Raw genomic sequence first — 25,557 nt, forward strand, 5'->3', positions numbered from 1 at the left:
GATTGCATCAGCTTTTTGCGTCATTTTCTACATTTATTTCATCGTTCTCGGACAAAGTACGTCGAGGAATACCAGCAGCTTGTTTTAAGTGAACCAGATAGTGCCGTGAGTCAACCCCTAAAAGAGTTATAGCTTTCATTGAGAAGTGCAGCCGAAAGCGGCTTAGGGAATGGCGAATAGTAGCTTCTGTCATACTGCCGCTGTTGATGTTTTGGGCAGCAACTATAACCATTGTGACAGAATAAGAACAGTAGATTTTGCCATACCCGATCGGGATAACGTTCATGCTCCGCCTCTCCGAAGTCAAACTGCCACTGGAACACACCGAAGCAGATATCCAGTCCGCCATCCTCAAAAAACTCTCGATCGCGTCTAAAGATCTCATCCGCTATACGATCTTCAAGCGGAGCTACGATGCGCGCAAAAAGGGAGCAATTTCCTTTGTTTATATCATCGACATCGAGACGACCAGAGAGCAACAACTCCTCCAAAAGTTCAAGAAAGACGTGCATGTTGTACCGACACCCGATACTAGCTATCGTTATGTTACTCATGCCCGATCTGGATTAGCACAACGCCCGATCGTGATTGGCTGCGGGCCATGTGGGATGTTTGCAGGGTTATTACTCGCCCAGATGGGATTTCGCCCCATCATTTTGGAACGGGGAAAGGCGGTACACGATCGATCTGTGGATACGTTCGGGTTTTGGAGCAAGGCAAAATTCAATCCCGAATCGAATGCTCAATTTGGCGAAGGTGGTGCGGGGACATTTTCTGATGGTAAGCTTTATAGTCGGATCAAAGATGCCAACCATCACGGGCGTAAGGTATTGGCAGAGCTAGTTAATGCTGGTGCGGCGTCGGAAATTCTCTATGTCAATAAGCCGCACATTGGCACCTATCGACTGGTAAAAATCGTCGAAAATATCCGCAATTCCATTGAATCCCTCGGTGGCGAAATCCGCTTTCAGAGTCGGGTAGAGCAGCTTAATATCGAAAACGGACAAGTCTGCGGTGTCACCCTGGCTAGTGGCGAATATATTCCCAGCAACCATGTGATTCTTGCTGTCGGACATAGTGCCCGCGATACCTTTGAGATGCTCCACCATGCGGGAGTATATATCGAACCCAAGCCATTTTCGATCGGGTTTCGGATCGAACATCCCCAATCAATTATCGATAAGTGTAGACTCGGATCTCAAGCCGGACATCCGATGCTCGGTGCGGCTGATTATAGTCTGGTTCATCATTGTGCCAACGGTCGATCGGTTTATAGTTTTTGCATGTGTCCAGGTGGGCAAGTCGTGGCGGCAACATCTGAAGTGGGGCGAGTTGTCACCAATGGGATGAGCCAGTACGAACGCAGTGGTAAGAATGCCAATAGTGGTATCGTCGTCGGGATTACGCCAGAGGATTATCCAGGTAGTTCGATCGCTGGAATTGAGTTTCAGCGACGGTTAGAAGAACGAGCATTCGAGTTAGGTGGCGGCACCTACGAGGCTCCTGGACAACTCGTAGGCGACTTTTTGGTTGGGAAAGCCTCGACACAATTAGGGACTGTCAGACCGTCATATAAGCCTGGTATCCACCTCTGCGATTTGGGTTCGAGTTTACCGGATTACGCGATCGAGGCAATTCGCGAAGCGATTCCGGCTTTCGATAAGCAACTTAATGGTTTTGCCATGCACGATGCCGTATTAACGGGAGTCGAAACTCGCACTTCATCGCCGATCTGTATTAAACGTGGCAATGATTATCAGAGCCTAAACACGAAAGGACTTTACCCCGCAGGCGAAGGAGCTGGCTACGCTGGGGGTATCCTTTCGGCTGGGGTCGATGGAATTAAAGTAGCCGAGGCTGTAGCTTTAAGCATCCAGTCACAATTGGAGATCGCCACTACCAATTGCTAGCTAGCTGTTGGCAAAACAATATCTGGTTTAGTACTTTCGATAATGGCAATAAATTCCGCCCGTTCGGGTTGTGGAACATTGAATTTATCGAAAGTAGCATCGAGATCTTCCATAAAAGCCGCCCATTCCTCCCTGGTAATCTTGAGATGAGCGTGAGCATCATACATCGATCGACCGCTATACTGTTGGGGGCCGCCAATCGCCCAGCAAGACATTTCCGTAACCAGATATTTGAATCCAGCAGGTGACACGCGATGGTGTGCCTCATCGACCAGGGGATTGGAATTGAGCCGAGGATCGACCATAATTCGATCGATAAAATCATCGACAACAGTCGCGATTGAGTATACGCCTCCCAGACGTTCGTATAGAGATTTTGCTGGCATTTGCTCTGACATATTTACTCCTGTCGGTTTAAAATTTTGTCTATTTTAAACCCCGATCGACAACTTTACTGTCAAAATCGATAATAAGTTAAAAGACATAATTATCACAGTTAGCTCTAAGTTAGCAGCAAGCCGATGAAATTCGATTCTCTTCTAAAGACGCTACGCAAACGATCTTTTTTAGGTTACGTGCGGCAATGGTTAAATAAGTGAACGATCGCGGTGATAATTGCCATGGCGACACTCGCGATCGTTTTAACTGTCAATTCGATCGATTACCTGATAATGCTCAATCCAAGCTAACACCAACTGTTACGACTACCCCAAGTTCACCCGAGCGTAGGCTAATTAATAATGGCCTATAATTGCTTTAACAAAAATGAATCTATCGAAAAATCTCCGATAAGTGGTTCGCTAATAAATAAATGCTAAACTCGATTCCCAATTCTGTAATGGAGACACTTTGCAATCGAACCTCCAACTCCACTCCACCCTATTACTACACGGGCTATTGTCCCTATAGTGGCAAATTATTAAAATTACCACGTACTCAGGAAGTAGAACAGATCGCCCGTATTTTAATGTTAGAAATGGCACGAGAAGAAGATATATATGCCCGCGAAGGTAAGATGTTTGGGGTATTATTAGTCGAAAAAAACACAGGCGAATATTACTCGATTAAGGCTTTTTCGGGATTACTTAATGGCGAGGCTGTTATCGATGGATGGGTACCGCCAATTCCTGGGCGCGATCGAGTGGCGATCGAAGAAGCTGATACGCTAAAAGATCTAGCAAGAATGAAGCAAGAATTAATCGACTTAGATCGATTCTCCACAGGAGAGGCTTCTGCGCAGGCAGACGCTTTCCTTCGGAACGCTTCGCGAACGCGAACGCGAACACCAACGACAGCAAGAGAGCGGTATAAATTATTAGCAGCCGAATTTGCAGATAAATTAGAGAAACTAGCGATCGAACATCGTCAACGCAAGGCATTTCGCCAACAACAGCGAGAACGATTTGCAGCTACTCTTCATGACATCGAACTAATAACAGCTCTCGATCGACTCGCGGCAGAAAGCCGCCAGGACGGACGCGAACGCCGTCAACTCAAACAAGAGCGCGACGCAGTTTTACAGCCGTTACAGGATGTTTTAGACCAAACTGACGATCGAATTCGCGAACTCAAACAACAGCGCAAAATTCGATCGCGTCAACTTCAGATACAGATGCACGATGCCTATCGGCTGATGAATTTTTTGGGCACATCTAGCTCGTTGCGCGAATTAATGCCTGCGGGGATACCAACGGGAACGGGCGATTGTTGTGCGCCGAAGTTGCTGCATTATGCGGCGAGTCAGGGTTTAAAGCCGATGGCGATGGCGGAGTTTTGGTGGGGGGATGGGGTGGATGAGTGGATGAGTGGATGGGTAGATGGGGAGATGAGGGGACGAGGGGACGGGGGGACGGGGAGAAAAATTCAGGGGGAGTTTTATGGGGCTTGTGCGGAGCGGTGTCAACCGTTGATGGGGTTCATGTTGGCGGGGTTGTCCTCGCAGATGTCTCATGCTCGATCTGGTTTGCAAAACACCTCAATCTCCCCCTCACCCTACCTCCGGCTCCCCTCTCCCAATTCTGGGAGAGGGTTTGGGGGTGAGGGCGACAAGATTTCGATGGCACAAGCAGTCTGGATGACGCCAACTTTGCCTAATCTCTCGTTACCGATTATTTACGAGGATGAATATCTAATTGCGATCGATAAGCCTGCGGGACTATTATCCGTACCTGGGCGGACGATCGAACTACAGGATAGCGTGTTGACTCGGTTGCGAGCATTATATCCCGAAATTTATACCGTCCATCGACTCGATCGAGATACGTCGGGCACATTATTATTGGCACGGGATAAAGTTACTTATCGACATCTGAGTCAGCAGTTTGAGGCTAGACAAGTACGCAAGATTTATGAGGCGATTTTAGGTGGGCAGATCGAGTTAGACAAAGGCTCGATCGATTTACCATTATGGGGCGATCCACTCGATCGACCGAGACAGAAAGTAGACTTTAAGTTGGGGAAACCTAGTTTAACTAAGTTTCAGGTATTGGGGCAAATCGATGGCTACACGCGAGTTGAGTTTTTTCCTGTTACGGGACGGACGCATCAATTACGCGTCCATGCAGCCGATGCTCGAGGTTTGAGTGTGTGTATTTTAGGCGACAGGCTTTATGGTTGTCAGGCGAATGTAAAACGATTGTACCTGCACGCACGAGAACTTAGTTTTACACATCCATCCACATTAGAAAGAATCTCGGTCCAAACTCCATGCACGTTTTGAATGCAGAATCTAATTGACTATCCGTGCAATCAACATTGATGAAGGACGGGCATGAAGCACCGCCCCTACAGGTTAACGTTACTCACCAATATCTTTAGGGGTACCCCTTGTGCGTACCCTCACCATGCCGAAAATAGCACTCTCTCAGATCTAGATATCTTCTTTATCTGCTTGCGCCTTCGCTAACTTCCGCTTGAGCGCAACACCAGATCCCACGCCGAAGATCGTCCCTAATACTGTAAACGGTTCGGGCACCGCAGTAGTACTAGCAGCACTAACATTGATATTGTCAAACTGATGGAAAGGGAGAGCTTGAACCCAGCCAACAGCAACTAAATTAGTGAAGCTGCTGTTAAAGTTGAATGTTGTCAGACCTGAGGCATTGATGACAAAATCTTGAGACACAATAGTCGTATCGGCTCTCGTCCCAGTGAAGGTTACAGATGTTGAGGAACTAGCATTTGTGTCGTTAGGATTGATAAGTCTTGCCAAATCGATCGACGATAGTGTGAATGCGCCACCACCAGCTATTGTTTCATTGTGATTCGGGGTTTCAAGCGTCAAAAGGGACAAAACTGAGGCGTGTTGCAAAAACATCGGGTTCGATCGCATGGCAATTTGAATCCGAGTTTTACATTGCACACAAAATATTATACCCAAAATGTTATGCCCAAATTCGGTGCGAGCGTGCCAATTCCAAACGCTGGCAAATAAATTACCATTCTTTTGCCAGTCTCACCAACAGTTAGAGCCATCGCGATCGATTCATTATTTTGAGTCAATTCAAGGCTAAGATCGGAATTATTAGCGCAGAGGATATCAAATTGCGAGCGAGTGACGACAAGTGTTGTACTACTGACATCTCGCAATACCGATCGGGTATTTGTAACTAAGTTATTAGCAATCGTCATAAAATCTCCAAACGTTTGCGGTGATTAAATTAGATCGTTTTCACCCGATCGCCTAATTCTGTTAGAGTAAGATCTGAGAAATTCAAGTGTTGTAAACCTAGCATGGCAGAAACTCTATTTTTTAATGCCCTCCGTGCCGCGATCGATGAAGAAATGGCGCGGGATTCAGCGGTGATGGTGATGGGTGAAGATGTGGGCCATTATGGCGGTTCCTACAAAGTCACCAAAGATCTCTATAAAAAATATGGAGACTTGCGCGTTCTCGACACCCCGATCGCCGAAAATAGTTTTACGGGGATGGCTGTAGGTGCGGCCATGACCGGATTGCGACCAATTATTGAAGGGATGAATATGGGGTTTCTGCTCCTAGCCTTCAACCAGATTTCTAATAACGCAGGGATGTTACGTTATACCTCTGGGGGTAATTTTACGATTCCGTTAGTCATTCGCGGCCCTGGTGGCGTCGGCAGACAATTGGGTGCGGAGCATTCCCAACGTTTGGAAGCTTATTTCCAAGCAGTTCCTGGTTTGAAGATCGTCGCTTGTTCCACGCCGCACAATGCCAAAGGCTTGCTCAAATCGGCAATCAGAGACGAGAACCCCGTCTTATTCTTCGAGCATGTCTTGCTCTACAACCTCAAAGAAGACTTGCCCGATGAAGAATATTTACTCCCGCTAGACAAAGCCGAAATCGTGCGTCCTGGTAAAGATGTGACCGTACTGACTTACTCGCGGATGCGTCACCACTGCACCCAGGCAATGAAAACCTTGACAGATAAAGGTTCGGCTTGCGATCCAGAAATTATCGATCTAATTTCGCTCAAACCGTTAGATCTGGAGACAATTGGGGCATCTATTAAGAAGACGCATAAAGTAATTATCGTCGAAGAATGTATGCGGACGGGTGGCATCGGCGCAGAACTCGTTGCTTCCATCAACGACAACTTCTTTGACGAATTGGACGCACCCGTCCTGCGGATGTCGTCACAGGATATTCCGACTCCTTATAATGGAAAGTTAGAATACCTCACAATTATTCAACCACCCCAGATCGCTGAAGCGATCGAAAAAATGGTTGCAGGCAAACTCTAACTATGTTTCGTAGATATGGGCATGGGGAAAAACAGCGATTTGGCAATTTCCAGATCCTCGATCTCCCCTAACCCATAATGTCATTCTGGAGATTATTTAAACTAACTAAACTTTTTAATCAATACTTAGGTCTGACTCGATCGCTATAAAAACTTACAATCTTTGAGTAGTAAAAGTAATTTATTTTAAACAGTAGTATTGCTTGAAAGTATCATGGTGGGAAGTGCCCACCTTACCATTAATAGTAATAACTATTCACTATTCACTATCCACTATTCACTAAATCATGCAAAAACAGCGAGTTATTTTAGGCTTAATTTTAGTCTTAGTTATCGCTGCGATTACTTTGCTAGTCAACAAGCCGATGCGCTTGGGACTCGATCTGCAAGGCGGTTCGCAACTAACTATTCAAGTCAAACCAACTAAAGAGCGTCCGACGATCTCTGAAAATGATATCAATGCCGTTCAACGGGTGATTGAAAATCGGATCAATGGTTTGGGCGTATCGGAAGCTCTGATCCAATCGGCTGGTAACAACCAGATTTTGGTACAGTTACCTGGCGTCAACGATCCGCAACAGGCAGAACGAGTCCTCGGCGGTACCGCGCAACTCGAATTTCGAGAACAGAAAGCTGGCACCGAAACCCAATTGGGCGTCGAACTAACCGTACTCAAAGACGCCAAAGACAAGCAAGCAGCCTTTAAAAAGTCTAAATCCACGGACAAAGCCGCGATCTCCGAAAATCAAGCGACGATCGAAAAAGCTCAAGCTGAGATTAGCAAATTATTCAATCCTGCCGCAATCACAGGTAAACAACTCACAGGCGCAAATCCATCGCCTGTAGGTGCTGGCTCGTGGGAAGTCGCGATCGAATTTGATAGTACTGGTGGCGATGCTTTTGCCAAGCTAACTAAAAACTTAGCCGGAACGGGTCGAGCGATCGGTGTTTTCTTAGATAATGACCCCATTAGTACCCCAACTGTCGGCCCGCAATTTGCCGCTACCGGGATTACTGGCGGTAAGGCTGTAATTACAGGTAACTTTACTACCGAAGCTGCTAACGATTTGGCCGTTCAACTCAGAGGTGGTTCGCTCCCCGTTCCTGTCGAAATTGTCGAAAACCGCACGGTTGGTGCGACATTGGGACGAGATAGCATTCAAAGCAGTATTTATGCTGGCATCGGCGGACTGATTTTAGTCGCAATTTTCATGGGTGTCTACTACCGCTTACCTGGGATCGTTGCGGACATTGCTTTGGTCATTTACACCATCATTTCTTTGGCCGCTTTTAATATTCTAGATGTCACCTTGACGCTGCCAGGGATTGCAGGGTTTATTCTGAGTATCGGGATGGCGATAGATGCCAACGTGCTGATCTTCGAGCGTACTCGTGAAGAACTCCAGACTGGTAAAACGCTCTACAAGTCGGTAGAAGCTGGCTTTCACCGCGCTTTCGATAGTATTTGGGACGGTCAAGTCACTACCCTGATTTCCTGCGGTGCGTTATTCTTCCTCGGTTCGGGATTGGTGAAAGGATATGCTGTGACGTTGGGGGTTGGGGTGGCAATCAGTCTATTTACGTCTGTCACCTGTACCCGTACATTTCTCCTGTTATTAGTATTAGGTTTTCCCGTCCTCCGTCAAAAAACTCAGTTTTTTGCCCCTAATGTTCCTAAATTAGTGACTAAGTAAGACAGTTGGGAGTAAACAGTTGGGAGTCGGGAGTAAACAGTTGGCAGTCAAAAGCAGCAACTCCCCTCTCCCAACTCCCCTCTCCCAACTCCCAACTCCCAACTCACCTCCCCCAACTCCCAACTCCCATGAGAAAATTCAGTGTTACTAAACAACGTAAATGGTGGTGGCTGCTCTCCAGTGCCGTGATTTTGGCAGGGATCGTATCGATGATCTTATCATCGACAAATCCAGAGATTAATTCACCCTTACGGAGAGGCTTAGATTTTACAGGCGGTTCAAAATTACAATACGAATTAGACTGTTCGATTGCCGATAATTGTAAACCGATCGATATTGCAACCGTTCGCGAAATCGTCAAAAATCAAGGAATTGTCGAGCCAATTATTCAAGTAGTAGGTAAAGATTCGACAGGTTTATCGATCCGCACCAAAGATCTAAAAGTTGAGGCTAGAACCAAGCTAGAAGCGGCTTTAAGTGAAAAACTTGGTAAATTCGATCCTCAGAAAACCCAAAATGATACGGTTGGCCCTACTCTCGGTCAAGAATTATTTCAAAATGGCTTGATTGCGATATTTTTATCGTTTGGTTTGATTTTAGCGTATCTAACCTTCCGCTTCAAATTTGATTATGCTTTCTTTGCCTTTGTGGCTCTATTCCATGACGTATTTGTCACTACGGGAATTTTCTCAATTTTAGGTCTAGTTAATGGCGTCGAAGTTGATAGTCTGTTTGTCGTCGGTCTGTTGACAATTATCGGGTTTTCTGTTAACGACACGGTAGTTATTTACGATCGAATTCGTGAAGTGATTAGTATCAATCCCGACCAACCGATCGATAAAATCGTAGACGATGCCGTCAATCAAACCATGTCTCGATCGCTCAATACTACCTTTACGGTGCTCCTGACATTATTCTCGATTTTCTTCTTTGGTGGCGATACCCTCAAGAACTTTGCGCTGTGCTTAATTATTGGATTCACCGCTGGAGCCTATTCCAGCATCTTTATTGCTAGTACTCTGTTTGCTTGGTGGCGCGAACGTCATCCAACCACACCCACAGCCTCAGCAATAAGTTCTGAATCTTAGCAGACAATTACTATATGTCTAGAGTCAATCCTTCAGAACATTCAACCTCGCCAGCAGATCTCGACAGTCAACTCGATCCAACTTTTAAAAACCAAATCGATCGTCTCTACAGTCTGACTGTATATGCCAGGTGGTTTGTCATCATCCTGTTGTGGTTGACTATCGGTGCTTATAGCTTGTGGGAATTACGTTATCCTATAAGTCTGATCCAAGAATATTTTACGTGGGCTGCGGTCAAGTATGGCCTAGCCTTTCAACCGATTCCAGCTTTTGGCTTGGCTGTGTGCGTGGGCATGACGACTGGTACTTTGGTTTGGCAAAGTCGCAATCTCATTTGGGGTATACCCAAGAAAGATCGGCAACAATTAGCCAAGCAAGTCCGCCAGATTCGCCAGCAAGGTAGTTCTCATCCTTTATGGAAATGGGTAGTAAAATAAATTGATAATTGATGGTCGGTCGTGAATGGTTTCAATAATCGGCGTTGCTTAAAAAATAAATCATGGCTTAGCCACTAAACCTCATGCAATCTCCAACCTTAGACTCCCAGCATCCTCCAGAACCCAAGCTGATCGATGCTTGCGTGCATTGTGGCTTTTGTCTGTCTACGTGCCCTAGCTATCGCGTTTTGGGGACAGAAATGGATTCGCCCCGGGGACGAGTCTATTTGATGGATGCGCTCAACGAGGGTGAAATCGACCTCACCCCTGCGGTTGTCAGTCATTTCGATAGTTGCTTGGGTTGTTTGGCTTGTACCACCACCTGTCCGTCAGGAGTGCAGTATGACAAATTAATTGCCTCAATGCGTCCTCAAATCGAACGCAACCATCGACGTCCGCTCGTCGAACGGTTGTATCGACAGTTTATTTTTGGGCTATTTCCTTATCCCAATCGGCTGCGCCTGTTACTAATTCCGTTATTTATCTATCAGAAACTCGGCTTACAAAAACTCGTCCGCCAAACTGGCATCGTTGAAAAAGTTTCGCCCCATTTAGCGGGTATGGAGTCCAATCTCCCCGAACTATCCCTGAGTACATTTCAAGATACCTTACCCGAACTCATTCCCGCCCAAGGCAAGCAGAGATATCGCGTGGGGATGATTCTAGGCTGCGTGCAGCGGCTATTTTTCGATCGCGTGAATCAGGCTACAGTGAGAGTGCTAACCACCAATGGTTGCGAAATTGTGGTTCCACCCATTCAAGGCTGTTGTGCCGCGCTCCCGCACCATCAAGGGCAAGAAGAACAAGCCAAAACCCTTGCCAGACAGATGATCGATACTTTTGCCAATACCAACGTCGATGCCATTATTATCAATGCTGCTGGCTGCGGACACACATTAAAAGAATACGGCGAATTACTCCAAGACGATCCTGAATATGCCCAAAAAGCGATCGATTTTGCTGCCAAAGTTAAAGATGTCCAAGAATTTCTCGCTGACATCAAGCTGACAACGCAACTGTCGCCGATTTCGACCGCACCACTTAAGCTAGTTTATCAAGATGCCTGCCACTTATTGCACGGGCAAAAAATTAGCGTCCAACCGCGCCAATTGCTCAAACAAATTCCCAACGTTACCCTTACCGAACCATTAGATGCGGCTTTATGCTGCGGTAGTGCTGGCGTTTATAATATGCTCCAGCCAGAGACAGCCAACGAACTCGGCTCTCAAAAAGTGCGTAACTTAGTCAATACCGGAGCGACGATTATCGCCTCGGCAAATCCCGGCTGTACGCTCCAAATTGCCAAACATTTAGAACTTCAAGGTCATCAGACTAAAATTCTACACCCGATCGAGCTGTTGGATTTATCGATTAGAGGTATTCAAGTTAGTTAGAACGTTCTGAAACCTAGATGGTGGGCAGTGCCCACCCTACTTTTGATTTTGCTTTAGTCTGAAATCTAAATCAGCAATTCCAAATTCAAAAATCTAGGAAGAGTTGGCGACCAGAGTGGAAGCCGAGCCGTAAAGCATGAAATCAATCAAAGAAGGCCAACTCTCAAAGAGTAAATATTTGGTAAGACTGAGGATATCTTGAAAAAAGCCTTTACGAGTAACACGCTTGAGACGAATCTGTCCATATGCAAGATCTGTTAAATGCAAAACAGTGTGAAAAAGGAATGCCAACAGGTTCAGCGTCAATAAACAAGCAGCTAAATGCTGCTGACCATGCCCAAAGTTATGCTCCAGATGATATCCCTTTGTTTTGAGCACATTATGATTTTCATTTTCGGTCTTCCAACGACATCGACCAGCCGCAGCAACCAGAGGTACGCTCTGTTCGTTTAATTCATGGCGGGTAATAAATGAATTTTCATATAATATTTCTCCATCTGATTGGCGGGTATGGATTAGTTTACACCAATTGACCTTCATTGCTGGCTGGGAGTCCCTTAGAGGAATTCCATTCACATATTGATAGCTATATAATTCGCTTGAATTGCTGTTCCACTGTTTCACTTCTAGCTTTTTCACCTCGCCAATACCATCCAAGTATTTCAACCAATCATAAACAGCAGTATGAGACGTTTCTAAACAGGTAAAGATAAAGTTCATTCCCGACGCTATCACCTGTTCACACATTGGTTGGTGACTGTAGAGGCCATCTCCGAGTAGAGTGATTGCTTGTCCTTGGAATTCTGGGGCATGAGTTTTGAGCCATCGTTTAGCTGCTGCCACTTCGCAGTCCTGCTTCTGGTGACCATCTTGAGGTGTGATGAATTCTGGAGCTAAGGAAATTACTTGAGATTGCCCAGGCGCAACTATTACAGGCAAAATGGCACTGTGGAAGTAAGTTACTGTGCCATTTTTGTGGGTACGGCTCGAACAGCATTTACAGTTGAGTTTGTGCGAGTCAAAATACTGAGTTCCATCCAGCGCAACTAGTAATCCACCGAGATATTCAAACGGTTTCAAGTGACCTTCTCGTCTTAAAGACTGATAGACGTGATTGAATACTCCAAATAGTGCTGTGGCTGAAATTTCATCCAGGATATTCCGAATTTGCGGCACTGTTGGGATTTTAATCATGCCAAACAGTGTCTGAGCATTGCTTTTGCCCTGATTGCTATTCATGTGCCGCTGATGTTCTAAAAAGGATTCGCTTTGCATGAAAAACATCGAAAATGCTCCCAACACAGCATCTCTGATGGTGTATTTAGTGCCATTGCTGGCAAGGCGCGGATCTTTCATCTGAAGAATTGCTCGGTTCAGATAGACTATCAATACCCCAAAACTCAGCTTCATTGGCTCCATTCTGCTTCTCTTTTTGAAGTCTCTCTATTCTCCTGCTCACCCTACCAAGTTGTCAAAATCTGAATTTGGAATTGCTGAATCTAAATGGTGGACATTGCCCACCCCACTACTTGAGATATAATCTGTGGTCTAAAGTGGGTTTTACTAGTCCGCGTAGGCGGACTTTGCATCACTAGCAACGATTTCAGTTGTGCTGCTAAATCCAATTAAAAATCCAAAAGTCCCACAGCCGCCAACTCAAAGCCGAAGTTTCGATCGGTAATCCTAAATAAATCGGCAACCAAAAGATAAAACTAGCCACAATACTAAAAATTGTGGTAATGCCAACTCCTCGCCAAATTTGGGAATTACTGCGCAACCACACATCGACAAACCAAGCTAAACCCATCACTGCAAATACGATCGCACCCATGTAGTGATAAATATATAAGCAGCGCGTAACTCTTACCCAAGGTAATAAGTTAGCTACATAGTTAATTAAAACAAATAAGGGTACACTCAAATAATTAAGATTGATTTCTCGAATCGGTGCCAATACCGCCCGCTCGATCTTGAGTCTATTAACAATTAACCAAGGACTTTTAACAATTACCCAGAGCGAACCGAAAATTGCTAGTAATGCGAACCACCATAATAGTGGATTGCCCATCGCATGGACATCATAGTAAAAATTTGGTTTGTACTGTTTGAAATAATAAGCCAACGGACGCATTAATAACGGCCAAGTATACCAATTCGCACAATAAGGATGGACGCCAGTTCCATTTTTAATTTGTTCGTGATAATTGAGAATTGCCCACTGCACGCCGATGAAATTAGGTTCGGGATTTTGAATAAGATGGGGAATCCATAATAAACTATAGGTAGCCAGCGGCACGATCGCTAAATAGAACGCGATTTCAATTAATTTAATCTTCGCCAATCGATCGATTAATGAATTCGAGATTGCAACATCTTGTCGATCGAATTTAATTAGTTTCCAAATTATGGCGATCGCGAGTAGTAGATAGATGCCGAGTAAAAACCACAAGCCATTCCATTTACAAGCAACTGATGCTCCAAAAGAGATGCCAGCACCGAGCATCAATAAGATATGACTAGTTCCCACTTTATTGCTAGCCATTAATAATAATAATTGACCTAATAACCCAAAGAAAACTAGATAAATATTATTTAATGCATAGCGAGAATCAACTAAAAATAGTCCGTCTAAACTAATAAATAAGGTTGCTAAAAAAACAAAGCTAAGTCTCTGGTTTAATTGATAAGCTAATCCAGCAACTACAGGTGGAATTAAGGAACCAAATAGGGCATTCATCCACCGATAGCTGAATGTCGAATGTAGCGAACCAGTAAGCATGTTGGTAGTATCTTGTCCGATCGGTAAGCGATCGCCGATCCAAATTCCGATGGCAATTAAATATTGACTTAGTGGTGGATGTGAGTTGAAAAACTTAGTGTTAGTGAGATAATTATTGGCAAATTTAGCATAATAAACTTCATCGAATACAAGGACATTAAATCTCCCCAATCCCCAAAACCGCAGACCGATCGATACTATAAATACACCAACAATTCCAATAATTGCGTATTTTTTATACTGTTCTGTATCTAATTTCGATAGCATGTAAATTGCTTGCTAATAAGCTGTACGCAGTGCTAATTTAAAAATTGAGCTAGACCTCTATCTTGACAATTGGTATACTCATTCGCTCCGCTCGACAGCTAAATCGCTTGGCGATGAGATGTTGAAGGTAATGATTGAAATATCGATCTATACTTCCGTCTTGACAATTACTATACTCATAATCTTGTTACTTGACTACCAATCGGAACTACCGATCTAAATGCGAACGATCGAGGTAAATGAGCTGTTGGCGGTGTTGTTTGAAATATCGATCTATACTTCCGTCTTGACGATCGCTATACTCATCGCTCTTGTTATTTAACTACTAACCGCATCTATCGATTTAAAGGCAAATGGCCAAGGTAGTTGACGATATTTGAAATAATATCCAGCTAAACTAATCAGACTAATAATCAAACCACCGATCGCTAGCGGGTTGGGCAACCAAAATATGGCTTCGATCCGATCGATCTGTCCGGGTTTAAGTTGCCAAATTGTCTGGTTGTGGAGCTTTTTAACACTGGTAATGTTACTCGTTAGCTCGCCACTTTTTACGCCCCAAGGACTTTGAATGCTAAAGTTAAGCTCGACTGAATTATCTGCTGCTACCGATACTTTGGGATCTGTTGACGCGATCGATAGGGAACGCAAGTCGATATCGTAGATGAGATGATTTCTGACGGCAAGTAATAAGTTAATGCGATCGATTGTCATGTGCGATTTCAAATTTGTCTGCGATTGAGTGTCGCTAGCTGAGGGATTGAAGTATCGATCGATCTTGGCAATTAATTCTTGGGAATTATTAAATGGAATGATTACTTTTAGTTCGCGATCGTTGAGATGTTCGATTCGACCTTGTGCTTGGATCGTTCGTCGCTCGATGCTATCGACCCATTTTTTAACTGCATCCTGACTAAAGCTATGTAAGCGATCTCCAAGTTGAATGCGTTCGACAATTTCGCCATCGTTAAGACTAGAAAAATTGATACTAGTATCGTATTTGACACAGCCAGATAACACGATCGCCAGCAGCAAATATCCGATCGCCAAATGGCGACCGACCGGACTGAGTAACCGATTGGCAAGTTTGGCTACTTTATCTTTATCAATTTGAATTTTCATGTCATTTTCCTCGATCGAGATCGATCTTATCAGAATTTTCCACTAAATATCCTGCACCCGTTTTTGCGCCAACCGATCGTCAGAATAGCTATTGTAACACTAGTGAAATCTATCTTCTGACTGAGGTGATTTTGCCTGTCGTTCTCTAGCATTTAGACGACGTTCTTTATATGCGCGATCGCATGTCACAAGGTGTATTTATGGTGCCAGCCCCAGCGGGACGTGGGATCGCAGGCAATCTCATCGACTTGGGTAACTACCCACTCGAATTTTTGACCAGATGTCGAGATTATGGCGAGATCGTCGCTTGAACTCAGAATTCGATAGCTGCTCTAAGTCTGTGCATCCCATCTGTGCCTTTGGTGTTTATTCTTCTTCTGAATTTATAGTCATTCCCAATAAGTTTGAGACTGCCTGATTGGCTCTAACCCTTGTAAAGTTGGAATGACTATACCTCAACTGGCACTCTGCTCTTCCGCTACTGTCACACTCTGTTCCTATTCATGCAGGAGATCTAGTGTGTATGGGAAACCCGCGCACACTGCATCCAGACCAGACAAATGTGAGCCAGGGCTGGCGGCGATGGCGGGATGACGGCTAAAGGGTTGCTCGCGGGCGAACGATCGCGTCTTAATTAAAACTAATCGCGCCAGAATAAATCGACCCACGTTGAACGTCGAGTGTTACTACTTTGCCGCCGTGAATGCTGCTGGTGGCATCTTTGACACCCACGATCGTGGGAATGTCCAATCGCAATCCTAAGACTGCGGCATGGCAGGTTAAACCCTCATCTTCGACCACGATCGCGCTGGCTTTGCGGATAGCATCTAGATACTCGGCATTGGTAGTCTTGGCAATCAAGATATCACCTTTATTGAAGTGAGCTACATCTCTAGGCGATCGGGCGATGTGGGCGACGCCAGTAACCAAACCATGTCCGATGCCGATCCCTTGTCCCAAAATCGCTGTGACGACCTCGACTTTGACTAAATCTGTCGAACCAGCGACGCCTTGAGTACCGGAGGTAATAACGACCAAATCGCCTTCGTGGATCAGATTGCTCGTCCGTGCCATGTTGATGGCGGCTTGAAAATTGTCATTTACGTTGGCTAAATCGAGCAGGAGCATGGGTTGAACTCCCCAAACGAGCTGAAGTCTGCGAGCGACATCTACATGGGGTGTGACGGCCAGAATTGGCTTAGATGGACGAAATTTGGAAACGCTACGAGCGGTGGCTCCAGTTTTGGTAAAGGGGATGATGGCGGCGGCTCCGAGTTGTTCGGCAATATTGCCTACGGCTTCGCTGATGGCATTGGGAATCGATCGCTTATTATCTTCCCAGCGTTTGGAGAGTTTTTCTTTCTCGGTTTCGAGGGCAATTCTCGCCATCGTTTGCACGGCTTCGATCGGATAAATGCCGACAGCGGTTTCGTTAGAGAGCATCACCGCATCGGTACCGTCTAAAATCGCATTGGCGACGTCCGAAATCTCGGCGCGAGTACCGCGTGGATTGGTAACCATACTATCGAGCATTTGGGTCGCCGTAATAATCGGAATCCCCAATCGGTTAGCAGTGGCAATCAGTTGTTTTTGGATTCTGGGGACTTGTTCGGCAGGTAGTTCTACGCCTAAGTCGCCCCGTGCTACCATCACGCCATCGCACAGCGAAAGGATCGCTTCCATTTGCTCGATCGCTTCGTGCTTCTCGATTTTGGCAATGACGGGGACTTCTTTGCCTGCATTGGCAATTAATTCTTTAATTTCATGGATATCGGCAGGATTGCGAACGAAGCTGAGGGCTACCCAGTCTACGCCTTGATCGAGTCCGAACATCAGATCCTGACGGTCTTTATCGGTTAAAGCTTTGATCGACAGGTAAACGCCGGGAAAATTGACGCCCTTATTATTAGATAAAGTGCCGCCCACGACTACTTCACAGTGCAGTTCGCTGGTATCTCGATCGACAGCGGTAACTACCATTTCGACCTTACCATCATCGAGCAAAATCGTCGATCCGACGGGTACTTCTTCGGCAAGTGTATCGTAAGTTACCGAACTAATTGTCTGGGTACCAAGGATAATTTTGCTGGTAAGCGTGAACGGATCCCCATTTTTTAGGACGATCGAACCATCGGCAAATTTGCCCAATCTAATTTTTGGCCCCTGTAAATCTTGTAAGATCCCAACGGGCTGATTGAGTTCAAAAGATATTTGCCTGATTAGGCGAATATTGGCTAGATGGTCGTCGTGAGTACCATGAGAAAAATTGAGTCGCAGAGTCGTGGCTCCCGCTTGAATCAATTGTTTCAGGACTTCAGGGCGACTAGTTGCGGGGCCGATGGTAGCAACAATCTTAGTTCGGCGGAGGGAATCTCGCAATTGCATGAAGTTACAGTCAAAGGATCGAAGGATCGTAATACTAGGGCGATCGGTTGGGCAGAGATCGGCTCTGAGATCGGATGCCAACGTTGAGGATGGCAACTGACCTCAATTGTGGATTTAGATCTAACTTCGATCGGCCATAGATAACAGTGGATGGTACCACACAACTGTTGCCAGTTTCCGGCGATCTGACTATAAGTTAAGTAATATTTCACGATCGGACAAATGATATAAGTGTATATACGTTGGTTCCGATAAGATTTTTGGGATAAATAAGTAAATAAACAGCACGCCTTTTTCAAAACCCCGATCTAGGACGGTAATGCTGTTCTAGTCGGCACCTCAACGCGTCTAATCCGTTTTCGTCGCGCTCGGCATCCTGGCTGGAACAAACCATAAATATTCACTCTCAACTGTCAACCGATCTAACAACCCATGACAATCGGACAAACACCTCATTCCCCACCACTGATTCTGATTGTCGATGATGACGATTTAGTGCGATCGTTGCTATGTGAGAAAGTCCGCAAAGATGGCTATCAGGTGAGGACGGCTCAAAATGGCGAAGAAGCACTCGTTATCTATCAAGAAATCCAGCCAGACTTAGTGCTGATGGATGGAGTGATGCCAGAGATGGACGGATTTGAGTGTTGCGAGCAGCTTCAGAAGTTACCAGGAGGAGAACTGACCCCAGTATTGATGATTACGGGATTGGATGATAAAGCTTCACTCGATCGAGCTTATGCTGTTGGTGCTGCTGACTATATTACCAAGCCGATCCACTGGGCGGTTCTGCGCCAAAGAGTCAAGCGGGTACTACATCAATCTCATTTGCATCGACAACTAGAAGCATCTAATTTAGCCCTGCGTCAAAAATCTGAAGAACTCCAGCATCAAAACGATCTCCTCGAACAGTCCAAGAAAGTAGCTGAATCGGCAAATAAAGCCAAAAGTGCTTTTTTAGCTGCCATGAGTCATGAAATCCGCACGCCGATGAATGGAGTGATTGGGATGACGGGGTTGCTGCTCGATACCGAACTTACCTCTCAACAACATGAATTTGTGAGTACGATTCGCCACAGTGGCGATGCATTACTAACGCTGATTAACGATATTCTCGACTTTTCTAAAATTGAGTCGGGCAAATTAGAGTTAGATTATCAACCATTCAATATTCGCGATTGCATTGAAGAAACTCTCGATTTGCTCGCCCCCAAAGCTGCTGAAAAAAACCTCGAGCTGGCATACCTAATCTATAAGAATACGCCCAATTATTTATATGGCGATGTCACCCGCATTCGGCAAATTTTAGTCAATCTTGTCGGTAATGGCTTAAAGTTTACTAATTCTGGTGAAGTCATCGTCGGTGTGACCGCGCGAAAGATCGCAGCCGAAGATGCCGATGCTGTTGTTACTGCTGATGATACTTACGAAGTCCGATTTGTAGTCAAAGATACGGGAATTGGCATTCCTCAAGACAAGATCGATCGCTTATTTAAAGCCTTTAGTCAAGTTGACTCTTCTACTACCCGCAACTATGGCGGCACGGGTTTAGGACTGATTATCAGTAAAAGATTGACAGAATTAATGCATGGCAGAATGTGGGTTGAGAGTAATAGTGATGGTGGGTCTAATTTCTTTTTTACGATTATCGCCAAAGCCTCACCAGCGACAACCTCATCTACTTGGAAAGAACAATCTCAGCCTGCACAATTACAAGGTAAACGGCTATTAATTGTCGAAGATAATGCGACCCATCGCAAAATATTAGCTCTCCAAGCTCAATCTTGGGGAATGCACGCGCACGCCACCGAATCGGGAGCAGAAGCTCTAAAATTACTCAATTTACGCGGACATTTCGATCTGGCAATTTTAGACATGCAGATGCCAGAAATGGATGGATTGACCCTCGCTCAAAAAATTCGCGAGTTTCCAGAATATCAGCAGCTACCATTGGTCATGCTCAGTTCGCTCAATATCAATCGATCGGAAATCGAAGCCGCTAATGTCAGTTTCGCAGCTACTTTAAATAAACCGATCGGACATTTTCAACTCCAAGATGTTTTAGCCCACATCTTAGGTGAAAGTGAAAATAAATCGATCGTCAAACCGAAAGCTTCCAATTACGATCGCTATCAAGCTACATTCCCCCTGCGAATTTTGCTAGCCGAAGACAATCTCGTCAATCAAAAAGTGGCCATGCACATGTTAAAGCGGATCGGTTATCAAGCCGATATTGCCATGAATGGTGTCGAAGTTCTCGAATTATTACGCGATCGAGCTTATGATGTGGTATTGATGGATTTACAAATGCCTAAAATGGATGGTATGGAGGCTACCCGCCGGATTTTAACCGAATTCCCCGAACATCGTTGTCCGACAATTATTGCCATGACAGCGAGCGCGCTCGAGGGCGATAAGCAAGAATGTCTTGCTGCTGGAATGCATGATTATGTCACTAAGCCTGTCAAACTCGAACAATTGGCTCAAGCACTCAATCAGTGTCAGCCGTTATTGTTAGTTTAGTGGATAGTGGATAGTGGATAGTGGATAGTGGATATCGATTGATTTTGGCTAGTATTTTTTTGTTTTAATTGAAATTTGGTTGGCGATCGTGTCTTTTGAATATTCGTATGTAATTCAGTTTCGAGATACCGATGCGGCAGGTGTTGTTTACTTTGTTAATCTTGTTTCGATTTGTCACGTTGCGTATGAAGCTTCGCTAATTGAGTCGGGGATCGAGCTAAAAACATTTGTCAATAATTCTGAATTTGCCGTACCGATCGCTCATGTATCGGCTGATTTTTTTAGACCTTTATATTGTGGCGATCGAGTAAAGATCGACCTCAGACCATGTGCGATCGATAGTTGCAAATTTGAGATAAAATATCAGATATTATCTACAGATTTGCCAGCAATAGTTGGCGGAGCATCTCCAGAAGAGAATCGCGAGTTAGTGTTGGCTACTGCGACAACTAAACATGTAGTCATCGATCCGCAAACTAGAAGACGTCGCGAATTTGCAGCAGAGATCGTTCGGTGGCTGGCACGGTGGAGTTAAGCTCGGATTGGCGTCAAGCAGCTCTAGACATGGATAGTCTCATCCTTGAGGCTTCCGGAATTTACTCGATCGAGGTGTAGATATCCATATTCAATCTAAAGGCATCTTCTCACCTCAAATGTTAAATATTAATAAATTTATCTTCTATTTTATTTTATTCCCACTAGCTGAGGTTATCGCTTTTGCTACGGTGGCAGGAGCTGAAACTTTAAGAACTAAAAACTTTGAAATCAAGATTACCAGACAGTGTGCCGAAGGTAACGTCATTTGCAATCGTGTCACCTATATCGGCAAAGATCTAAAAACGGGTAAATCGATTCGATTGACTGGAAAAACGGTAAATAATCCTAAAAGCTATACTTTTTTAGGTTATGAGTTTAGCAACGGTAAATATCGTTATTTTGTAAACACTAGTAACGTATTGCAAGTTTACAAAGGGAGACAACTAATTCTTAAGGAACAAGGTGTCTCGATCGAAAAATAAACACTTAGTTGGAGCTATTAGTAAAGTTGCGACAATTGTCTAGTAATAAATATAACTCTGTCAAAACTCGCCAGGGATTGCGTCCTTTAAAGGGTGCGGCAATTACAGCTTCATAAGGATTTTTGCCAGTTTTTAAGACCGACTCGATCGCACGTTGACGAGCGAATCCACGTCCCGCTACCAGCCAAGCCGCAAGAATATGTCCGGTACGTCCAACTCCGCCAGAGCAATGAACGACAACTCGCGCTTGGTGTCGATCGGCAGCAGTTAAAAATGGTAAAATTCGATCGACAAGCACTTCTAATTCTACCAAACAAAAATCATCGATTGGTGCCCAACAAAGTGCGTCATTTCCCCAAGACTGTCGATAAACATCGAGTAAGTTTGCATACCGATTTAGATGAGATTCTGGCAGTAAGCAACATATTTTTTGAACACCTTGGATTTGCATAAACTCGATCCACTCAATTACCTGCCGATCGGTATATCCAGGTCGAGCTGCACCAAAAACAATTCGTTCCGCTGCTGAAGCAGCCGTAAAATTATACATGCTATTTCCCAATCGAAAGCTGAATTCTAATTTATGCAACTATTGAAGAGGGCAGAGTTCGGCAGAAAATATCGAAAGTATTTATATCGATCGATCCTCAGTTTATTTATCATTTTCAATATTCTGGCTTATCTGGGTGCTTATGCCATGACACATTTTGTCTCTCCAGGACAATTTGGGTGGGGACAGCCAAAACCGAATAGTTCCAGCATACCTACCGATCTCGGACTCAAATATATTACCCAACGCATTCCGATCGGTCAAACTGAATGGTTAGAAACTTGGTTTATTCCTGCCAGATCCCCTACCTCTAAAGGTACTGTTATCCTGTTCCCCGGTAATGGCGGTAGTAAAGCCAAACAACTGCTCCGACCAGCGCGAGTATTCCACACATTAGGCTACAATACCTTACTAGTCGATTTCCGAGGAGTCGGCGGTTCTAGCGGGAATACCACCACATTAGGGATGCGAGAAGCTGAAGATGTCGCTGCGAGTTTCCGCCATACCCAAACATTGCAACCCCAACAGCCGATCGTATTATATGGCGTCTCGATGGGCACATCAGCCATCCTCAAAGCCGTCGCCGAGCGGAAGGTAAATCCCCATGCAATTATCCTCGAACTGCCCTTTGCTCGGCTGGTAGATGCCCTTGGCAGTAGATTAAACGAGACATCCATTCCAACATTTCCAATGGCACAATTGACTCTAGCTTGGGGCAGCATTCAACACGGCTATAATGGTTTTGTGCATAATCCAGAAGATTATGCCAGTCAGGTAAAATGCCCGACGCTGATTTTACATGGCAAGCTCGATAAGTGGACAACAGCAGCTCAAATCGATCGAATCGAGCGGAATTTACAAGGTATCAAACAGTTAAGTATTTTCCCCAATGCAGGTCACGATTTATTAGTCACAGTCGATCGCGATCGGTGGATGCAACAGATCGAACAGTTTCTCGAACAAGTTAAAATCCGATAATTTAGGTTTCTACTGGAGCGATGATTTCAATAGTCGATCGTTTCTCGATCGAATGCTACATGCCAAAGGATGGTGCTGCCGCGATCGAGTATGTCTCGCTCGCTCGATTCTCTGTCAATCGGCAGAATATAATAGAGATTAGACCAGATCGCACCTATAGCTTCAGGGCGGAAAGTTCAAATTCAGGCTCCTCCCCCATTAATTATGAATCCCGACGTTAAATTCCAAGATGCCTTTGATGTTGTCGTTGTCGGTGCCGGACATGCAGGCTGTGAAGCCGCACTAGCCACCGCACGCTTGGGCTGTCGCACCCTTTTACTCACCCTCAATTTGGATAAAATTGGCTGGCAACCCTGCAACCCAGCCGTCGGCGGCCCTGCCAAGTCCCAGCTCACCCACGAAATCGACGCCCTGGGCGGTGAAATTGGCAAAATGGCCGATCGTACCTATTTACAGAAACGGGTCTTGAATGACTCGAAAGGCCCTGCTGTGTGGGCATTACGCGCGCAGACCGATAAGCGCGAATATGCGGCGGTGATGAAGAGTATCGTCGAAAATCAAGCCAATCTCACCATTCGGGAAGGGATGGTAACGGATCTGATTTTGGATGGGAATAATCGCGTTATTGGCGTTGAGACTTACTTTGGCGTGGCGTTTGAGTGCCAAGCGGTCATCTTGACTACTGGGACATTTCTCGGCGGGACGATTTGGGTGGGCAATAAATCGATGTCTGCTGGACGTGCGGGAGAATTTGCCGCAACGGGATTGACAGAAACCTTGCACCGTCTGGGCTTTGAAACTGGAAGGCTGAAAACTGGTACGCCTGCGCGGGTGGATAAACGATCGGTAGACTATTCTAAAATGGAACCACAACCGGGCGACAATCGCGTGCGCTGGTTTAGTTTCGACCCGGATGTGTGGGTAGAGAAAGAACAAATTCCCTGTCATCTGACGCGGACGACCCCCCAAACCCATCGCCTGATTCGCGAAAATCTCCATCTATCGCCTGTATACGGCGGTTGGGTAGATGCTAAGGGGCCGAGATATTGTCCGAGTATCGAGGATAAGATCGTCCGCTTTGCTGATAAGGAAAGCCATCAGATTTTTATCGAACCAGAAGGACGCGAGATTCCCGAACTCTACATTCAGGGATTTTCGACTGGCTTACCCGAACAGCTCCAAGTCCAAATGTTGCGGACGCTGCCAGGAATGGAAGAATGCGTGATGTTGCGTCCGGCTTATGCAGTTGAGTATGACTATCTACCAGCGACGCAATGTTATCCCACCCTGATGACCAAGAAAATCGAGGGACTATTTTGTGCGGGGCAGGTAAATGGCACTACTGGCTATGAAGAAGCCGCCGGACAAGGATTTGTCGCGGGGGTAAATGCGGCGCGATTTGTCAAACATCAGGAAATGATTGTCTTCCCGCGCGAACAAAGTTATTTGGGCACTTTAATCGACGATTTGTGTACCAAAGATTTGCGCGAACCATATCGAATGTTGACCAGTCGATCGGAATATCGGCTATTATTGCGATCGGATAATGCCGACCAGCGATTGACGCCGTTAGGTCGAGAAATTGGCTTAATTGACGACAGACGGTGGAAATTATTTACTAGCAAGCAAGCACAAATTATCGCTGAGAAGGAACGTCTGGAGAAAACTAGAATTAAAGAACTCGAACCTACGGGGCAGGCGATTACTGCTGCGACTGGAGAAATTATTAAGGGTTCGATAACTCTGGCCGAACTATTGCGCCGTCCGGGATTGCATTACCCGCATTTAATTAAGTTTGAATTGGGTAATAATAACCTGAATATTGCCGAACAAGAAGGGGCAGAAATTGAGATTAAATATGCTGGCTACTTGAGTCGTCAACAACATCAAATCGACCAAGTAAGTAAGCAATCTAATCGCAAATTACCGATCGATATCGATTATCACTCGATCGAAACTCTATCCAAAGAATCGCGCGAGAAGTTAGCACAAGTGCAACCCGCTACTATCGGACAAGCCACCCGCATCGGTGGTGTCAATCCCGCCGATATTAATGCTTTGTTGATTTGGCTGGAAGTCCGCAACAGAAATACGATCCCCCAGGTTGTCTAAATTAATAGATCGTTGGGTTGTTAGGATCGGGATTTAAACTCCTGTGCTTTGTCGAAAATTAGAACCTAACAGATCCCCGATTTCTCTAAGAGGATGTCTGAAAACTCAATTTTGTTAAGCTCAAACCCTAGAGAATCCCCCCTAGCCTTAAAAAGGGGGGGAACGGATTTTCAAGTCCCCCTTTTTAAGCTACCGTGTATACACAAGTCTGATTGACTTCGTTTCTAGATCTAAATCCCCCAAACCCCCTTAAAAAGGGGGCTAAGATCCGGTCAAAGTCCCCCTGCTTGGTACGCTTCCATGGTCGGGAGCGGTGCAGTGTGGGCGGGTTTCCCGCCCATACAACTGCACCAAGAGAAACCCGACCGGAGCGAATCCGCTTTTCAATGGGGATTTAGCGGCTCCCGTAACTCCTTTGGAGTGGCTGCGCCAACGTCGGGTTCCCCGACGGATTAGGGAGACAAGACAGGGGGATTTCTAGGGTTTTCGCTTCCCTCCAGACTTGTGTATACACGGTAGCTTTTTAAGGGGGATTTAGCGGCGCATCGAACGGGAGGTTCCCTCCCGTTTGTGTGCGA

At 45.4% G+C, this 25,557-nt stretch carries 22 protein-coding genes; 12 read left to right on the forward strand and 10 right to left on the reverse strand.

Annotated features, from left to right (window positions below):
• Positions 1–7 precede the first annotated feature (7 nt).
• Complete coding sequence (locus CHA6605_RS36935; RefSeq protein ID WP_198288373.1) at positions 8–286, reverse strand: hypothetical protein; 279 nt, start codon at positions 284–286, stop codon at positions 8–10.
• Between CHA6605_RS36935 and CHA6605_RS19080 the strand changes: the two genes are divergently transcribed.
• Positions 285–1,910 carry an NAD(P)/FAD-dependent oxidoreductase gene (locus CHA6605_RS19080; protein ID WP_015161037.1) on the forward strand — a complete coding sequence of 542 codons (1,626 nt, stop codon included), beginning with the start codon at positions 285–287 and terminating at the stop codon, positions 1,908–1,910. The two genes, CHA6605_RS36935 and CHA6605_RS19080, sit on opposite strands and share 2 nt — an antisense overlap.
• On the opposite strand, the gene CHA6605_RS19085 is transcribed toward CHA6605_RS19080, so the two are convergent.
• The gene (locus CHA6605_RS19085; RefSeq protein ID WP_015161038.1) at positions 1,907–2,308 is read right to left on the reverse strand and encodes a group I truncated hemoglobin; all 402 of its coding nucleotides are present in this window, start codon (positions 2,306–2,308) and stop codon (positions 1,907–1,909) included. The genes CHA6605_RS19080 and CHA6605_RS19085 overlap by 4 nt on opposite strands.
• Before the next feature lie 440 nt (positions 2,309–2,748).
• Here CHA6605_RS19085 and CHA6605_RS19090 point away from each other — a divergent pair, with 440 nt between their 5' ends.
• A complete protein-coding gene (locus CHA6605_RS19090) occupies positions 2,749–4,629 on the forward strand; it encodes an RluA family pseudouridine synthase (protein ID WP_015161039.1) in 1,881 nt (626 codons plus the stop codon).
• 150 nt (positions 4,630–4,779) lie between these two features.
• Here CHA6605_RS19090 and CHA6605_RS19095 read toward each other — a convergent pair whose 3' ends face one another.
• Together CHA6605_RS19095 and CHA6605_RS19100 are read right to left on the reverse strand one after the other, a co-directional pair.
• Positions 4,780–5,271, reverse strand: coding sequence for a PEP-CTERM sorting domain-containing protein (locus CHA6605_RS19095; protein WP_157260036.1), 492 nt, complete (start codon positions 5,269–5,271; stop codon positions 4,780–4,782).
• Between the two features lie 8 nt (positions 5,272–5,279).
• Positions 5,280–5,540 carry a hypothetical protein gene (locus CHA6605_RS19100; protein ID WP_015161041.1) on the reverse strand — a complete coding sequence of 87 codons (261 nt, stop codon included), beginning with the start codon at positions 5,538–5,540 and terminating at the stop codon, positions 5,280–5,282.
• A 102-nt stretch (positions 5,541–5,642) separates the two neighbouring features.
• Between CHA6605_RS19100 and CHA6605_RS19105 the strand changes: the two genes are divergently transcribed.
• From CHA6605_RS19105 to CHA6605_RS19125, 5 genes are all read left to right on the forward strand, one after another.
• Entirely contained in the window at positions 5,643–6,632 is a 990-nt protein-coding gene (locus CHA6605_RS19105) for an alpha-ketoacid dehydrogenase subunit beta (protein ID WP_015161042.1), read from the forward strand.
• 286 nt (positions 6,633–6,918) lie between these two features.
• Positions 6,919–8,325: a protein translocase subunit SecD gene (gene secD, locus CHA6605_RS19110; protein WP_015161043.1), complete on the forward strand. Its 1,407-nt coding sequence runs from the start codon at positions 6,919–6,921 to the stop codon at positions 8,323–8,325.
• A 128-nt stretch (positions 8,326–8,453) separates the two neighbouring features.
• Positions 8,454–9,413, forward strand: a complete 960-nt coding sequence (gene secF, locus CHA6605_RS19115; protein WP_015161044.1) for a protein translocase subunit SecF — start codon at positions 8,454–8,456, stop codon at positions 9,411–9,413.
• 14 nt (positions 9,414–9,427) lie between these two features.
• Positions 9,428–9,850 carry a hypothetical protein gene (locus CHA6605_RS19120; RefSeq protein WP_015161045.1) on the forward strand — a complete coding sequence of 141 codons (423 nt, stop codon included), beginning with the start codon at positions 9,428–9,430 and terminating at the stop codon, positions 9,848–9,850.
• A gap of 83 nt (positions 9,851–9,933) precedes the next feature.
• Positions 9,934–11,244 carry a (Fe-S)-binding protein gene (locus CHA6605_RS19125; RefSeq protein ID WP_015161046.1) on the forward strand — a complete coding sequence of 437 codons (1,311 nt, stop codon included), beginning with the start codon at positions 9,934–9,936 and terminating at the stop codon, positions 11,242–11,244.
• A gap of 93 nt (positions 11,245–11,337) precedes the next feature.
• On the opposite strand, the gene CHA6605_RS19130 is transcribed toward CHA6605_RS19125, so the two are convergent.
• The 5 genes from CHA6605_RS19130 to CHA6605_RS35155 form a co-directional block, all read right to left on the reverse strand.
• Positions 11,338–12,663, reverse strand: coding sequence for a hypothetical protein (locus tag CHA6605_RS19130; protein WP_015161047.1), 1,326 nt, complete (start codon positions 12,661–12,663; stop codon positions 11,338–11,340).
• A 196-nt stretch (positions 12,664–12,859) separates the two neighbouring features.
• Positions 12,860–14,290: a dolichyl-phosphate-mannose--protein mannosyltransferase gene (locus CHA6605_RS19135; RefSeq protein ID WP_015161048.1), complete on the reverse strand. Its 1,431-nt coding sequence runs from the start codon at positions 14,288–14,290 to the stop codon at positions 12,860–12,862.
• Positions 14,291–14,608: 318 nt separating this feature from the next.
• Positions 14,609–15,412, reverse strand: a complete 804-nt coding sequence (locus CHA6605_RS19140; protein WP_015161049.1) for a DUF3153 domain-containing protein — start codon at positions 15,410–15,412, stop codon at positions 14,609–14,611.
• A 630-nt stretch (positions 15,413–16,042) separates the two neighbouring features.
• A complete protein-coding gene (gene pyk / locus CHA6605_RS19145) occupies positions 16,043–17,797 on the reverse strand; it encodes a pyruvate kinase (RefSeq protein WP_015161051.1) in 1,755 nt (584 codons plus the stop codon).
• A complete protein-coding gene (locus tag CHA6605_RS35155; protein WP_198288374.1) occupies positions 17,719–18,009 on the reverse strand; it encodes a hypothetical protein in 291 nt (96 codons plus the stop codon). The genes pyk and CHA6605_RS35155 overlap by 79 nt, the downstream gene beginning before the upstream one ends.
• Positions 18,010–18,229: 220 nt before the next feature.
• Here CHA6605_RS35155 and CHA6605_RS19150 point away from each other — a divergent pair, with 220 nt between their 5' ends.
• The 3 genes from CHA6605_RS19150 (at position 18,230) to CHA6605_RS19160 (ending at position 21,339) form a co-directional block, all read left to right on the forward strand.
• A complete protein-coding gene (locus CHA6605_RS19150) occupies positions 18,230–20,320 on the forward strand; it encodes a response regulator (protein WP_015161052.1) in 2,091 nt (696 codons plus the stop codon).
• Between the two features lie 88 nt (positions 20,321–20,408).
• Entirely contained in the window at positions 20,409–20,855 is a 447-nt protein-coding gene (locus CHA6605_RS19155; RefSeq protein WP_015161053.1) for an acyl-CoA thioesterase, read from the forward strand.
• A gap of 118 nt (positions 20,856–20,973) precedes the next feature.
• Positions 20,974–21,339, forward strand: a complete 366-nt coding sequence (locus CHA6605_RS19160; RefSeq protein WP_015161054.1) for a hypothetical protein — start codon at positions 20,974–20,976, stop codon at positions 21,337–21,339.
• Between the two features lie 4 nt (positions 21,340–21,343).
• On the opposite strand, the gene CHA6605_RS19165 is transcribed toward CHA6605_RS19160, so the two are convergent.
• Entirely contained in the window at positions 21,344–21,889 is a 546-nt protein-coding gene (locus CHA6605_RS19165; RefSeq protein WP_015161055.1) for a protein-tyrosine phosphatase family protein, read from the reverse strand.
• A 33-nt stretch (positions 21,890–21,922) separates the two neighbouring features.
• Here CHA6605_RS19165 and CHA6605_RS19170 point away from each other — a divergent pair, with 33 nt between their 5' ends.
• Both CHA6605_RS19170 and mnmG read left to right on the forward strand, forming a co-directional pair.
• On the forward strand, positions 21,923–22,867 hold the full coding sequence (locus CHA6605_RS19170; protein ID WP_015161056.1) for an alpha/beta hydrolase: 945 nt from the start codon (positions 21,923–21,925) through the stop codon (positions 22,865–22,867).
• 204 nt (positions 22,868–23,071) lie between these two features.
• Positions 23,072–24,979, forward strand: a complete 1,908-nt coding sequence (gene mnmG, locus CHA6605_RS19175; protein ID WP_015161057.1) for a tRNA uridine-5-carboxymethylaminomethyl(34) synthesis enzyme MnmG — start codon at positions 23,072–23,074, stop codon at positions 24,977–24,979.
• Positions 24,980–25,557: the final 578 nt, after the last annotated feature.

It is taken from the genome of Chamaesiphon minutus PCC 6605, from assembly GCF_000317145.1.
In the GTDB taxonomy this organism is placed as follows: Bacteria; Cyanobacteriota; Cyanobacteriia; order Cyanobacteriales; family Chamaesiphonaceae; genus Chamaesiphon; species Chamaesiphon minutus.